This is a genomic window from Metabacillus idriensis (assembly GCF_009674765.1).
GTDB classification, from domain to species: Bacteria; Bacillota; Bacilli; order Bacillales; family Bacillaceae; genus Bacillus_P; species Bacillus_P idriensis.
In genome coordinates this window covers 566,120-579,560 of the sequence record NZ_WKKF01000001.1, presented here as the reverse complement: position 1 = coordinate 579,560, position 13,441 = coordinate 566,120, and the positions used below count along the sequence as shown (strand labels likewise).

Sequence of the window (13,441 nt, the reverse complement as noted above, 5' to 3'; positions counted from 1 at the left end):
CTGCAATCCACTCAAGATTTTTAACATGTAGTCTAAAAACTACAAAGTTTATGAATAGAGTCTACATAAAAAAGCAGGGAGGAAATAACATTTGTTTTTCCTGCCTGCTTCATTTTAGAGACTTATTGGATAATCCCTTTTTACATTTCCTGTACAAAAACCGGTCCTTTCTCGTATACTAATAGAAATACATGATTAGGAGTGTTAAAGCATGAGTCAATCTAAAGCAAAAAAACAGCGATTGAAGAAAATGCGCGAAGGAGAAAGGAATCCGGAAGCAGGCAGAAGCCCATTTGTCTTTCAGGACTTGCGGACTAGACATATAAAAACCAAAAAAGAGCAGCTGTATAAGCAAAAGTACAAGAACCATTTCCAGGGAGAAGGAAAAGATGGTTCTTTTTATTTTGCCTCTTAACGGCTCTTCACATAATAATTGGTAATGGCCAAATATTCTCTTGTATAGGATTTTAGGATGGCTGCTGCTGGTGTTTTGGCTGCCAGTCCTTTTGCACCCAGACCAAGATCTTTTGCAATCATACATGAGCGGTAGATGTGAAAATCGTTTGTTACAATGAGACCTTTTTTCGCGCTTGGCGGCAGCAATGCTTTAGAGAAGGTCAGATTTTCAATTGTACTTGTAGACTTTGATTCTTTTATGATCCGGGATTCCTCTATCCCATGATCCTGCAGAATCCGGCTTATCGCCTCCGCTTCCGTTATCTCCTCACCGGGACCCTGACCTCCTGAGGCAACCACAATCGTATTTGGATTGTCTTTTAAATAATCTGCTGCTGCATCCGCCCTGTATTGCAGGGCAAGCGAAGGAACCGTTCCATTCACCTTCGCCCCGAGTACGATTAAGTAATCAGCGTCTTCTATCGCTTTTTCTGAGCTGTACCGGTGGATGTTGTAATGCAATAAGCCTGTATAAATTAAGCCTATTGCAAAAAGTGTGGTCATAATTATCAAGATTCTTTTTTTCATCGAAGTTCATCCGTTTCATTTTTAAATCGTTCTATCATTAATATAAATTATAATATATGGATAAACTAGTATTTTTTAGGAGTTCAGCCGCTGATTATGATTGGCTGTAGGTGTCTGTGCAAGCCTCTCCTGCTTCTTAATCTAAATCCCCTAGATCCCATTTCAACTCTACCTAAAAAATAAACGATATCTCCCCTGCCAGCTTCCCAGCAAAAAAGATACCGATTTACTTTTATGCATTCTTTCCTTCAATTATAGGTGTTTCTTCCTTTTTCTCTTTTGACAAAACCCATCCCGCTAATGCGATACCAACAAGAACGACATAGAATGTGATTTTCCATGCTGGAGACTTAGCGAATCCTTCTGACAATATGGCGAGCTCCGGGTGTGACAGCGTGTAGACCGAGAGCTTCACACCAACCCATCCAACAATCGCGAATGCGGCAATTTCAAGACCAGGTCTTTTATGAAGCAAGTCAACAAAGAAGTTAGCCGCAAATCGCATAATCACAAGTCCGATGATTCCTCCAGCAAAAATGACGAGAAACTTGCCGCCATCCAATCCCCCAATTTGAGGAAGACTTGTATTTGGAAGTGTAACAGCAAGCGCTACGGCTGCAAGAATCGAATCAACCGCAAACGCAATATCCGCGAGCTCAATTTTAAGCACCGTTGGCCAAAATCCTGACTTCTTCTTTTCATCCTGCTTTTCTTCTTCTTTTTTCTTAAACACTAGCTTTCTTAAAATATGATTTGCTGCAATGAACAACAGGTAAAGAGCACCGATTGCCTGAACCTGCCATACATCAACGAGATAAGAAATCGCAAACAGGGAGCCAAAGCGGAAAACAAACGCGCCGGCCAGACCGTAAAATAAGGCTTTCTTTCTCTGCTCTTCAGGAAGATGCTTCACCATGATGGCTAACACAAGAGCATTATCTGCTGCGAGCAGTCCTTCGATTGCAATTAACAGAAGCAGTACCCATCCATATTCCATTAACATCGTCAGTTCCATCTAATTAGTCCCCCTTTACCGTAATAAAATCCTGATCTTTGCTGATCACACCTTCATTAAACACAAGTCTTGTATTAAAGTAATACGACCTCTCCTCTGTTGAATCCGCTAAATCTTCAGGCAAGCTGAATCTAAAATCGATCCTGTTCTGCTCCTCTGACTGAATCTGTTTAGATGTTAAAATATTGGCTGTTTCGATGACCTTTTCTGTTCCTGATGACAAATCAGCCATGACTAAATCACAATCAATCCGCTTCAGCTGCTGCTCAATGACACCGCCTTTGATTAAGAAATAACCTTTGATGCATTCACCAGGCTGAAATTCTTCCTTAGGCAAAATTAGATCAATCTGCGCTGAACCGATTCCTAAAATCGACATATATTTTCTGAGTATCATTGGACATTCCTCCTGTTATGAATTTACTTTTGAATATTTATCATCAATGCGTTTTTCAATTTTTTCGAGCTGGCGTTTATCCTTCAGCAGCTCTTCTTTGTTTTCTTTAATAAGCTTTTCAATTGAACCTCTGACTTTTTTCATTTTTCATCTCACCTTTCAGGACATTTTTCGAATAAAAAAAACCTTTGCCTGTGATCCGGCAAAGGTTTTTTATCTGAAAAAATATAAAGACCTTTACCGTTATAGGTAAAGGTCTTGCTAACAACGTAATGGTTGCCAATAGGGCCGGAAGCAAATGCTTCGAAATGACGACTCTATTGTAAAAGCTACTCCCCTTTAGGAGAAACTATTCGATTTGTATACTCTTATCTTAAAGGCAATTCTAATCTGTGTCAACATAAAATCATAAGAATTTTGAAAATTAGGCCGAGATCACACATTTGTAAAAGCAGGCGGATATTTCACAACTCCAGCTGCTTCATCAAGCGAACCTGACTTTAACTCAATCAGCATAAACACATCATCCGGAACTTTAAACGGCGGTTTAATTCCTTTGCTGCTTGCTTGCACAAAACCAAACTTTGGGTAAAACTCCGGATGTCCAAGGACAATGACTGAATCATAATCAAGTTCTCTGCAGCGATTCAGTCCCGCGCGTACAAGCTGTGATCCAATTCCCTCTTTCTGAAATTCCGGCTTAACCGCCATAGGCGCTAAAGCGAGTGAAGGAAACTCTATGCCGTTTTCCGTTTCGATTGTTATTTTACTGAACAAAATATGTCCGACAATTTCTTCGTTTTCTGCAACAAGAGAAAGTTCTGGCACAAAGGACGGAGATTTTCTGATTGTATGAATTAAATTTGCCTCATTTTCCTGACCAAATGCTGCATCATTTACTTTTTTTATGGCTGAGATATCTGAAGGGGCTTCTTGTCTGATTTTTATCATTTATTTATTCCTTTCGATGGGTGACTTCATTAAGAACAGTTTACCTCATCTTCCCATAAAATTTCTATCAATTAAATATAGGAATGTACGGTCCCGGAAAAACATAAAGTGAAAGTAAAAAGGAGTGAAGAAATGCTTATTAAATTGAGTGTAGCAGGAGCATCAGGCGCTTTTATTTTTCTTGCTGTCAATCTGGTCGGGACATTAAAAAAAGGGATGGTCACACTTGATGAAACAAACAAGACACTTGCTGAGGTCAGAAACGCGGTTAACAGCCTGACAGAAGAAGCAGAGCAGCTGATACATACAGCTAATCAGATTACCGTTGACGTAAAAGGAAAAATCAAAACGGTCGATCCCCTGCTTGAATCTGCACAGGATGTGGGAGAAATGATACACAATGTCACAAGCTCGATTAAACAGGTAGGTGCCGTCTTCGGGGGAAAACGGCCGCCGCGCACCGAAATTTCAGTAAACGAACCTCCAGTCCGGATCAAAGGGCCTGTTCATATTAATGTGAAGTAAAAAAAGAGCGATTTGCTGCGGGCAAATCGTTCTTTTTGCATTTACTTTCCATTAGGATGGAATTACTATCCCTTTGCGGCTTGAAAATCAACAAAAATTTTACAATCCTCAGGTTTCACTTTAGGTAAATTATGGTATGATATCTAAGTCATTACCTACATAACTTTACTATCAGGGAGGTCATAAATATGCAAAAGTACAGAAGAAGAAACACGCCGGCATTCACCTTTTTAGCCTATTTCACTTTTTTTGCAGGTGTCGCATTATTTTGTATCGGTCTTTACAACGCAGACAATCTTCAGCTGAATGAAAAAGGATACTACATTGCCGTTATGATGCTCGTTGCAGTCGGAGCCATTCTTACTCAGAAAGTAACAAGAGATAACGCCGAAGATGACGAATTGATCGCTGAGCAGGAACGGAAGCAGAATATCGGAAAATCGCTGGATTAATAGACTGGCAATTTGGAAGGTGCAGGAGTGTGCCTTCTTTTTTATGCTAAAGTAAGCATCAGAATTTCCCAATTAATTTGACTGTCTAATTTTAAAAATGCTGATGCCATTTCGCTATGTATTCCTCTTAAATAATGTTATTTTGTTTAAAATGAAAAATTTGTTCTATACTATACCCTAATTGCTGCAGGAGTTCGTCCGTATGTTCTCCATATAATGGAGGGTATTTATTCATAGTTACCGGAGTTTTAGATAGTTTTAAAGGAGATCCTGTTAATTTAAGATCTTCAATGAGAGGATGTTTCATCTTCACCACCATCTCCCTCGCTTTCATTTGAGGATCCTCAAACATTTCTTTTACTGAATTGATTGGACCGTTTGGTATTCCGCTGCTATTAAACAGTTCCTTCCATTCTTTTCTGGTTTTTCTCTTTAAAATATCCTCACAAATCGTAATTAAACGATCCTTATTTTGAATTCTTGCTTCATTCGTACAAAACTCTTTCATGTCTGCTAAATCAGGCACTCCCAACTGACTTGTAAACCTTCGAAATTGATCATCGTTTCCAACTGCAACGACGAAATCCCCATCCAGCGCTGAGAATACTTGATAAGGTGCAATGTTTGGATGCTGATTTCCCAGCCTGACAGGTTCAATTCCGCTGCATAAAAAATTACTGGCCACATTGATTAATGAAGCAACTTGACAGTCCATTAATGAAATATCAATTTCCTGACCCTCTCCTGTTCTTTCTCGGTGATACAAAGCTGTCATAATTCCAATGCATGTGTATAAACCTGTTAAAACATCTGCAATTGCAACCCCGACTTTCACCGGCTTTCCTTCTGATTCACCTGTGATGCTCATTAATCCGCTCATTGCCTGAATGATATAATCGTAGCCAGGCAAATCTTTATAAGGTCCATTTAATCCAAACCCTGTAATCGAAGCCATGATGAGTGATGGATTACTCCTTTTTAATTGTTCGTAGCCTAAATCCATTTTTTCTAATGTCCCTGTTTTAAAATTTTGAACCACAACATCTCCAGAAGAGACAAGATGATGAAAAATTTCTTTTCCTTTTTCTGATTTAAGATTAAGAGTGATGCTTTTTTTATTTCTGTTCGCGCATAAATAATATGCACTTTCCCCATTAATAAACGGCGGCCCCCAAGCTCTTGTTTCATCACCAGATTCGTGATGCTCAATTTTAATAATCTCTGCCCCTAAATCTCCAAGAACCATGGTGCAAAAGGGGCCGGCTAACACACGGGATAAATCTATTATTTTTACTCCTTCTAATGCTCTTCCCATTTTATCTGCCTCTTTTCTTTGGATTTATACATAAAAAAGAGCCAGTAAAACAAGCAATGTGCAAACATTGCAGTTTCACTGGCTCTTAACTCAAGGCTCGTCTTCCTGCAAAAGAAGATCAAATGAATAAGGTGCCATTTTTATTTAGTACTCATGCTACGCATTATTCCGGCTATGCAGCAAGGTTTTTGCTGTCATCGGATTGGTAATGTCATTATAGCTGAATGTTCTGAATTTTTCAATCTGCTATTCTGTTATTAATTAAGTGCACACATTAAAAAAAGCAGCTTCCACATAAAGCTGCTTTCCCACTTACAAACCCTTAAGCTCTGACACCGTTACAAGTTCATACCCTTCCTGATCCAGAAAAGTCAAAACCTGATCCAGGGAGTCTGCGGTCGATTGATGAATATCATGCATTAAGATGATGGATCCGTCTCTCGTATTCTCTTTTACTTGCTTCAGGATGTCGCCTGCATTCTTTGTTTTCCAATCCAGTGTATCAACTGTCCACAAAATACTTGGAAGTCCGATCACTTCCTTGACTGTCTCGTTTTGGGCGCCATATGGAGGGCGGACGGTGTTTGGCGCTGCTCCGGCCGCTTTTTCAATTGCCTCATTCGTTTGCTTGATTTCTTCACGAATGAACTCAGGGGATAATCTTGTGAGATCTTTATGGCTCCATGAATGATTTCCGACTTCATTTCCCTGTTCGGCTATTTGTTTCACAAGGTCGGGATAAAAGTCTACTCTGCTTCCAAGCACATAAAACGTTGCTTTGGCGTTGTGCTTTTTCAACGTATTCAAAACCATCTGCGTGTAGCGCGGATGTGGACCGTCATCAAAAGTAAGCGCTACTTGTTTTTTATTTTCAGAGGCTTCATTGTTTTCTTCGGGCTGAACCTCAGGCATTTCTTGATCTTCATTTTCAGCGTTTTCATCTTCAGCCTCTGTCTCTTCCTTCAGCTCAAGGTTTTTTTTCCACTTATCATTCAAAACTCGCCCCGTCTCACCGAATGGAATGACAATCTCGGGCATTCCCGCAACTCCGGCTGTGACTTCGTACTCGCTGAATTTGAAGACTAAGGAATCTTCTCTTAAATAAACATGATCGAATGTATTGTCCGGATCATAGACCCAGCTTCTAAGTTCCTCTTGAAAAAAATAAGGACTGTAATCCTCAGAAGTTTCAAAGGCATTCTTTAAATATGAATACAAAAAATCCCTTGATTCTTTATTATCCTTTAACACTTGGTTTCCTTTAATAAACTCGCTGTCATTTAGATTCACCATATAGACTTTGGCTATCTGATTCCCATTGGCTCCGCCCGTATAGCTTTCTTCTGAAAAGACAAACGAATACACCTCATCATCCACTTTATAAACGTCAAATGTCAGTGAAAGATAAGCTGGGTTATTTTTAAAATGCTTTTGCCCTGTCAGATGGACTGATTCTCTGAACTCCGACTTTACCCTCTGAACATAGGATTCTATTTCTTTATTAAGTTCAATATCCTTAAATGATGGATAATGAACGGCAGTATGGAAGTAGCTTTCGTCTTCAATTTTCGAGATGATTTCAACTCCGGGGTATGCTGCTTTTTCCTTCGTCTCATTACTTGGTTCTATTTTGCTTTGTTCAAGCCCTCTGGTTTCAGACAAAATAAAAATTCCTCCCGCAGTAATGAAGAAGAAAAGCAGAAAATAAGTTAGTTTAGTTGGTTTCACGTGTTAACACTCTTTCTTTTTCGATAATTAATTGAAGCTTCCACCATTATAAAAGAAAGAAAAGAGAGCAACCATTAATTCCAGCTTAAATGATTGGAAGAACAGATAAATGGAAGATATAATAGAAACCAGAATCATCAATAAGGAGGCAGCTCAATGAGACTATTACTAGTAGGTGCAAGCGGAACAATCGGAAATGCGATTGTAAAAGAATTTGGTACAGATCATGAAATCATTCGAGCAGGCCGTAACGGCGCTGATGTGGAAGTAGATTTCACTTCTCCCGAAAGCATAAAAAAGATGTATGAAGCTGTGGGCAAAGTAGACGCAGTTGTCAGCGCTGCCGGAAGAGCACAATTCGCACCCCTTGAAGAGCTTACGCCTGAATTAAATGAAACAGGAATCATGAGCAAACTAAAAGGTCAGGTCAACCTCGTCTTACTCGGCATTCCTTTTGTAAACGACGGAGGCAGCTTTACTCTCACAAGCGGAGTCATGATGGATGATCCGATTCTTAAAGGAGCTTCCGCAGCCATGGCGAACGGCGGAATTCAGTCGTTTGTCAGAGCATCATCCATCGAAATGCCGCGCCGTATCAGAATCAATAACGTAAGTCCCAATGTCCTGATTGAATCCATGGATAAGTATGCTGAATTTTTTCAGGGCTTTAAACCGGTTGCTGCAGCGGATGTAGCACTTGCTTATAAAAAGAGTGTCCTTGGCGCTCAAACGGGGCAAACGTATAAGGTGTATTAAAAGGAAAACGGCAGCTCACAGGCTGCCGTTTTTGTTAAAAGCTTGAGATGCCGCTCCATTCCTGAAAGCGGTACAAGAAGCGAAGTCCGAGCGAATCATCTGCAAAGACCTCATAATCTTCTGTATAAATACCTGACTTGTTATTCCAAATCGTATAAAAATATTCTTCAATATCCGCCATTATACCAGTGTCAGCTGGACCCGTTATTTTCAAATCCGTTTCTAGGTTAAAATCACCCAGATTCCGTTTTGTAAAATTGGCAGAGCCGCCAATCACTGTGTCCTCTTGATTTCTCTCAAATAAGACAAGCTTCGTATGATACTGTTCCCCATTCGTTTTGTACCAGCGGACTTGAATCTTTTGATCCGATTCCGTTACTAGTTCATGAGCGACAGGTCTGTTTGGAACACCATTCTTCTCGCGTCCGAATGCATCTTTGTTGGCATCAAGAATAAGCTTGATCTCAGCTCCTCTTTTAGAAGCTGCAAGCAATTCTGTGACAATATCCCGGTCTGATAAATAAAACGCTCCAACAGTCACTTTCTCTTGTTTCTTCGTCTTTTTCAGTTCATCAAGAAGATGCTTTTTTATTTTACCTTCTGTCAAAAGCTGAACATCGTAATCACCAGTTTCTCCCTGCTCAAAGACAGCTGCACTTTCGTTAAGGTTTACATCTGCTCCCGACATATTTGCAACAGCCTTTTCTGTTTGAACAAGTTCTCTCAATATCTCTCCTTTGACAACAAATGCCATGTTGGAATGCAGGGAGCTGCCGTCATGCGGATTGGCGGAAGTTACAAGACCCTCTTTCTCATTGACCACTACTTTGCGATGGTTGGCTTTAAAGTTTAGAAGATCGAGATAGGATCTAAGCGTTACATCAGGAGAGTCGGGACTGAAAGCATTCGGAATCCAACCGCTGCCTGAGGTCCCGAACCATTGAAGAAACGTTCTATGACCTCCAGAATAAAAAGGATTCGAATCTCTCAGGGGTTTAAGATCTGTAAAGACAACCTTTATTCCCTGTTCTTCGAGTTCTTCTGCAATTTCAGACGGATATGAACCGTAAAAGGTATTGATGCGGTCTGTAATAACGGTTATCTCCACTTCTTGGTCCTGCTTTTTTTTATCTATTAAAGCTTCCATTAAACTCCGTGATAAAGCAGGATAGCTCGCTGATCGGTCATATTCATCATTAAACAGGAACATATCCATTAGGATAAAATCGTCAGCTTCGTCAATCATGTTCTCAATTTGATCAAAAATAACCTGATTATGAGTGACGTTTCCTTCGTTTTCATACGTTAAATCATATAAAAACTCAACCTGACCGGAAGAATGAATGTCTCCTTCGTGTGAGATGCCTGCAGGAAGCGGTTTTAAATAATGATAAACAGCAACACTTACTGACAGCAGCATGAGCAGCAAAATGGTGCCAAGAATCACCTTTCTCTTCTGTTTTTTACGGACAACGGAATGCTCATTTATGACTGGTTTGGGCATGTTGACTCTCCTTACCTTAGGTGGATAAATGACTATATTCTCTTAAAAGCAGCAGAACCCTCTTCCATTTTCATACATTTTTATCCTTTCACTATATAACGCTCGAGGATCGTTTCAGCCCACTGTGAAAAATTTTTCCCTGCTCCCCAATCAAATTTGAACATACTTTCAGAGCTTCCCGCAGAAATACATCTCACTCTATTGGAACCGTAAAGATTTTCGAGAATGACCGTTAATGAGGCCCGGCTGCTGGTGCGCAAATAATATCTGTCAAAAACCATTGTACAAATCTGCTTTCCGTCGCAAAGTTCGTGATATTCCTCGTGCACAAGGTTCTGTCCCGTATAAGATTGCTGCCGCAGAATCTTCGCACATTCAGATGGAGAGATCTTTGTAGTAAATTCCAGCATGAGAATCAATCCTTTTTCTAAAAGTGAGTTTCGTATGACTTATATACGCTGATTTTGGCTGAAAAGTTTCAGGTAAAAGACATGACAAAATGAAAGTCACTTGCTTTCGCGTCAGTTAGTGCAAAAAAACCGATCTCTTGTATCAGATCGGTTTTTAAAAAAAATATTTATTTTACGGCTGCGATTTCAGAAGGCTTTGATTCCTGCCCATAAGCATCAATGGCGGTTACATAATAAGTGTGATCTGCGGCGTTTTCATCAGTAAAGCTTTTTCGTTCATGTGCCGAGATGCTTCCGGCTTTTTCAAACCTGCTGCCATTTTTATCTCCTCTGTAAATTCGGTAACCTACGATATTTTCTTTTCGTACCGCGTGCCATGTAATAAACGTGCCATTTATCTCTACATTTTCAGGTGAAGCAGGAGGTGCTTCTTTCTTGATTTCTTTTTCTTTTTTTAATTCAGTAAACACGACAAGTCTTTCTTCATGTGTACCATCTGATCGGTTGAATGTGCCTGAGCATGTAATCAGGTTTAGATTTTGTCCTTCTTCCGTTTGAAAGATTTCATCAATAGGAGCAGATCCCCGCGGATAGCTCTCTTGATTTTTCACAATAAAAGTCAGGGACGTTCCTTTTTCATCTGTCACGATTATTTCATCACCCTGCTTTAAGTCTTTTAAGTTGAAGAAGATGGCAGGTCCTGTTTTGCTGTCCACGTGTCCAGCTAGAACAGCGCTTCCTCGGCTTCCAGGTTTTACCCCCGGTTCAAACCAGCCGACATCATTGATTTCCTGAGGGACTCCCATCTGTCCGTTTTCTAAAATACCTACCTGCTCAATGTTCGCTTTTGCATTTATTGAAGGGATTTCTACTTTAACAGGAGTTATGCCTTTCATTCGAGCCGATTGTCTTGCTTGTGCATCTGTCAGCTTTTTAACTTCGGATTTTAATAGAGTAAACTCATTTGTTAATGGGCTTTCCGCGTTTTCAGATTCAGCGGCTGCATTCTCAGTCTGAACTTTCGTTTGCTCTGCTGTTTTAGGGGACTGTTTTTGGTAGGATTGCTGATTTGGAAAAATACCATAGTTGTAGCCTGCGAGGATAAAACAGATAAGACTGCTGATTGTAAGAAAGATGATTTTTTTCATAGGACCGATACACCTCTTTTATTGAAGAAGAAGAGAGGTCTCCCTCTCTCCACTTTATATTTATTATTGTTGATTAGCTGATTTTCTTCGAACCAAAAACAGTGCTGTAAGAGCAAGGAGTGAACCAAGACCTGCAAATGTCATAGCAGAAGCAGATAATGCTTCGCTTGCTCCGCCCATTCCTGTTTTCGGCATATCTTCAGGCATTTCTGAAGCTGCAAATTTGTCGGGCATTTGCGTTACTATTGCATTTCCCAATGTTTGTCCTACGCCAAACATGAATTTGTATCCTTCGCGGAATGATTGGTAAGAAGCATCGTAGTCTCCAGCAACGTACTGGTCAAATGTTTGAGTGACAAGTGCTTCATGCGCTTTTATGGCACTTTCTGCATCTTTGGCAGGAAGGTTTTCACCAGTAGCTGCATCAAGGAATGCACCAAAATCCATTGCAAACTGATCAAGCTTAGCTTTTGCTTCGTTTACTTTTGCTTCATCGCCTTCAAGAGTGGCTGTTACAATTTCAGCCTGTGCATTGATATGGTTGCCCTGCCATACTTTTTCAAATTGTGCTGCGCCTTCCTCGCCGTAGATAGAGCCGATTGCCGCTTTGAAGTCTGCCGTGTTTGCATCTTCAGACCAGCTGACGAAGTCGTAATCTTCTTTTTGGTCAAAACCTTTTTGCATGCCTGTAGCTGCCAATGCGAAATGTTCAGCTGCAAGACTGCTTAATGTTGAACGAAGATCTGCTGCAGGAGTATCTGATTTTGTGTTTTCAAATTTTTCAGGCATTTGAGTCGTGATAGCTCCTGCTATTGCGTCACTGATGACGTACATGTGCTTGTACCCTTCGCGGAACGTTTCATTCGCTTCTTTATAGTCACCTTCTACGTAGTTATCAAATACTTCAAGAACTTGTGCTTCGTGAACTTTTACCGCTTCTTCAGCTGCTTCTTTTGGAAGCTTGCCTTCAGTTGCTGTTCCTAAGAAAGCAGAGAATTCTTCTGCAAATTCCGCAACTTCTTTTTCAGCTTCTGCACGGGCATTTTCATCTTTATCTTTTGCTGCGTTTACTAGATCTGCTGTGTAATCATTGTGGCCTCTGAAGATTCTCTCAAATTCAGCTGCGCCTTCTTCTCCATATACCGAAGCAATTGCCGGCGTCATGTCAGCAGCGTTTTGATCAAGTGCTTTATTTGCGGCTTCTGCAGCTTTTGCACCATCATACGATTTTGTCATGGCCGATACGGCTAAAACGAAGTGTTCAGATAAGAGATAGTCTAAATCTGCTCTAAGTTGAGCGGCCGGCGTACCAACTGTCGGCTTCATTTCTTCTGCTTTGGCTGTTCCAAAAGCTGGGACTAGTAATGATAAGCTAAGTGCTGGTACTAATAACTTCTTAATTTTCATGATTCCACTCTCCTCAATTTTTTGAGCTCTTTTTGAACTTCTTGTTAAGGATAACGAGAGGGTTTTCCATATGGATCACTTTTTTTGTTTATTTTCTTTTATTCCTATAAAATGACTTGAGAGAATAGTTTTCGAATGATTAGAACAGCGGGGGAACTCAATATGAATGAACCGACGATTTTGATAATAGACGATGAAGAACCGATGAGATCATTGATTAAGACATTTTTAAACAAAGATGGCTATACCGTTTTGGAAGCTTCCAATGGCCTGGAAGCTCTCGAACTGATTTCAAAAAAAGAACCAGACCTTATTCTTGTGGATGTCATGATGCCCTTTATGGATGGATTTGCTTTTGCAGAAGAATTAAAGAAGTCTTATCACATCCCGCTTATTTTTTTATCTGCTAAAGGAGAGGAATGGGATAAAATTCACGGTCTTAACCTTGGCGGGGATGATTACATAGTCAAGCCGTTTCATCCCGGAGAGCTGCTCGCGCGAATTGAATCCGTTTTAAGAAGAGCCAACTACTCTGCCAAACAGACTTCAGAATTATCTATAGGCCCGCTCGTTCTGGATTCCATGGCCTACCGTGCATATATCCATGGCAAGCCGCTTTCCTTAACCCTTAAAGAATTTGACATGCTGTCCCTGCTCGCTAAAAATAAAGGAACCGTTTTTTCACGCGATCAGCTGCTTCAGGCTGTATGGGGAGACGATTACAAAGGCACCGGCAGAACAGTCGATACCCATATCAAAACCCTGCGGCTAAAATTAAAGGATGAGGCAAAGCTGATTCAGACTGTATGGAGCGTAGGCTATAAGTTTGAAATCGAGAATTGAGCAGCT

The 13,441-nt window shown here is 40.4% G+C and carries 16 protein-coding genes; 5 read left to right on the top strand and 11 right to left on the bottom strand.

Annotated features, from left to right (window positions below; genetic code table 11):
- The first annotated feature begins 211 nt into the window (after positions 1-211).
- The gene (locus GJU41_RS02845; RefSeq protein ID WP_154317950.1) at positions 212-415 is read left to right on the top strand and encodes a hypothetical protein; all 204 of its coding nucleotides are present in this window, start codon (positions 212-214) and stop codon (positions 413-415) included.
- Here GJU41_RS02845 and GJU41_RS02840 read toward each other — a convergent pair.
- The 5 genes from GJU41_RS02840 to GJU41_RS02820 all read right to left on the bottom strand — a co-directional run bounded on the left by GJU41_RS02840 (position 412) and on the right by GJU41_RS02820 (position 3,347).
- A complete protein-coding gene (locus GJU41_RS02840; protein WP_070875062.1) occupies positions 412-984 on the bottom strand; it encodes a YdcF family protein in 573 nt (190 codons plus the stop codon). The two genes, GJU41_RS02845 and GJU41_RS02840, sit on opposite strands and share 4 nt — an antisense overlap.
- A 232-nt stretch (positions 985-1,216) precedes the next feature.
- Positions 1,217-1,999 carry a TerC family protein gene (locus GJU41_RS02835; RefSeq protein WP_070875061.1) on the bottom strand — a complete coding sequence of 261 codons (783 nt, stop codon included), beginning with the start codon at positions 1,997-1,999 and terminating at the stop codon, positions 1,217-1,219.
- 4 nt (positions 2,000-2,003) lie between these two features.
- Complete coding sequence (locus tag GJU41_RS02830) at positions 2,004-2,396, bottom strand: sporulation protein (protein WP_070875060.1); 393 nt, start codon at positions 2,394-2,396, stop codon at positions 2,004-2,006.
- A 15-nt stretch (positions 2,397-2,411) separates the two neighbouring features.
- On the bottom strand, positions 2,412-2,540 hold the full coding sequence (locus tag GJU41_RS02825) for an FbpB family small basic protein (protein ID WP_139149046.1): 129 nt from the start codon (positions 2,538-2,540) through the stop codon (positions 2,412-2,414).
- A 291-nt stretch (positions 2,541-2,831) separates the two neighbouring features.
- Complete coding sequence (locus tag GJU41_RS02820) at positions 2,832-3,347, bottom strand: GNAT family N-acetyltransferase (RefSeq protein ID WP_070875059.1); 516 nt, start codon at positions 3,345-3,347, stop codon at positions 2,832-2,834.
- Positions 3,348-3,479: 132 nt separating this feature from the next.
- On the opposite strand from GJU41_RS02820, the gene GJU41_RS02815 reads away from it, so the two are divergent.
- Positions 3,480-3,872: a DUF948 domain-containing protein gene (locus tag GJU41_RS02815; protein WP_070875058.1), complete on the top strand. Its 393-nt coding sequence runs from the start codon at positions 3,480-3,482 to the stop codon at positions 3,870-3,872.
- A gap of 188 nt (positions 3,873-4,060) precedes the next feature.
- Positions 4,061-4,324 carry a YiaA/YiaB family inner membrane protein gene (locus GJU41_RS02810; RefSeq protein WP_070875057.1) on the top strand — a complete coding sequence of 88 codons (264 nt, stop codon included), beginning with the start codon at positions 4,061-4,063 and terminating at the stop codon, positions 4,322-4,324.
- Positions 4,325-4,451: 127 nt separating this feature from the next.
- On the opposite strand, the gene GJU41_RS02805 is transcribed toward GJU41_RS02810, so the two are convergent.
- The gene (locus GJU41_RS02805; RefSeq protein ID WP_070875056.1) at positions 4,452-5,639 is read right to left on the bottom strand and encodes a CaiB/BaiF CoA transferase family protein; all 1,188 of its coding nucleotides are present in this window, start codon (positions 5,637-5,639) and stop codon (positions 4,452-4,454) included.
- A 312-nt stretch (positions 5,640-5,951) separates the two neighbouring features.
- On the bottom strand, positions 5,952-7,301 hold the full coding sequence (locus GJU41_RS02800; protein WP_170292697.1) for a polysaccharide deacetylase family protein: 1,350 nt from the start codon (positions 7,299-7,301) through the stop codon (positions 5,952-5,954).
- Between the two features lie 222 nt (positions 7,302-7,523).
- Between GJU41_RS02800 and GJU41_RS02795 the strand changes: the two genes are divergently transcribed.
- A complete protein-coding gene (locus GJU41_RS02795; RefSeq protein WP_070875054.1) occupies positions 7,524-8,123 on the top strand; it encodes a short chain dehydrogenase in 600 nt (199 codons plus the stop codon).
- 34 nt (positions 8,124-8,157) lie between these two features.
- On the opposite strand, the gene GJU41_RS02790 is transcribed toward GJU41_RS02795, so the two are convergent.
- From GJU41_RS02790 to GJU41_RS02775, 4 genes are all read right to left on the bottom strand, one after another.
- Positions 8,158-9,627 carry a phospholipase D family protein gene (locus GJU41_RS02790; RefSeq protein ID WP_070875053.1) on the bottom strand — a complete coding sequence of 490 codons (1,470 nt, stop codon included), beginning with the start codon at positions 9,625-9,627 and terminating at the stop codon, positions 8,158-8,160.
- An 80-nt stretch (positions 9,628-9,707) separates the two neighbouring features.
- On the bottom strand, positions 9,708-10,037 hold the full coding sequence (locus GJU41_RS02785; RefSeq protein WP_070875052.1) for a DUF6054 family protein: 330 nt from the start codon (positions 10,035-10,037) through the stop codon (positions 9,708-9,710).
- A 167-nt stretch (positions 10,038-10,204) separates the two neighbouring features.
- Entirely contained in the window at positions 10,205-11,185 is a 981-nt protein-coding gene (locus tag GJU41_RS02780; RefSeq protein WP_070875051.1) for a class F sortase, read from the bottom strand.
- Positions 11,186-11,248: 63 nt separating this feature from the next.
- Entirely contained in the window at positions 11,249-12,592 is a 1,344-nt protein-coding gene (locus tag GJU41_RS02775) for a copper amine oxidase (RefSeq protein WP_154317948.1), read from the bottom strand.
- A gap of 162 nt (positions 12,593-12,754) precedes the next feature.
- On the opposite strand from GJU41_RS02775, the gene GJU41_RS02770 reads away from it, so the two are divergent.
- On the top strand, positions 12,755-13,435 hold the full coding sequence (locus tag GJU41_RS02770; RefSeq protein ID WP_070875049.1) for a response regulator transcription factor: 681 nt from the start codon (positions 12,755-12,757) through the stop codon (positions 13,433-13,435).
- Positions 13,436-13,441 lie beyond the last annotated feature (6 nt).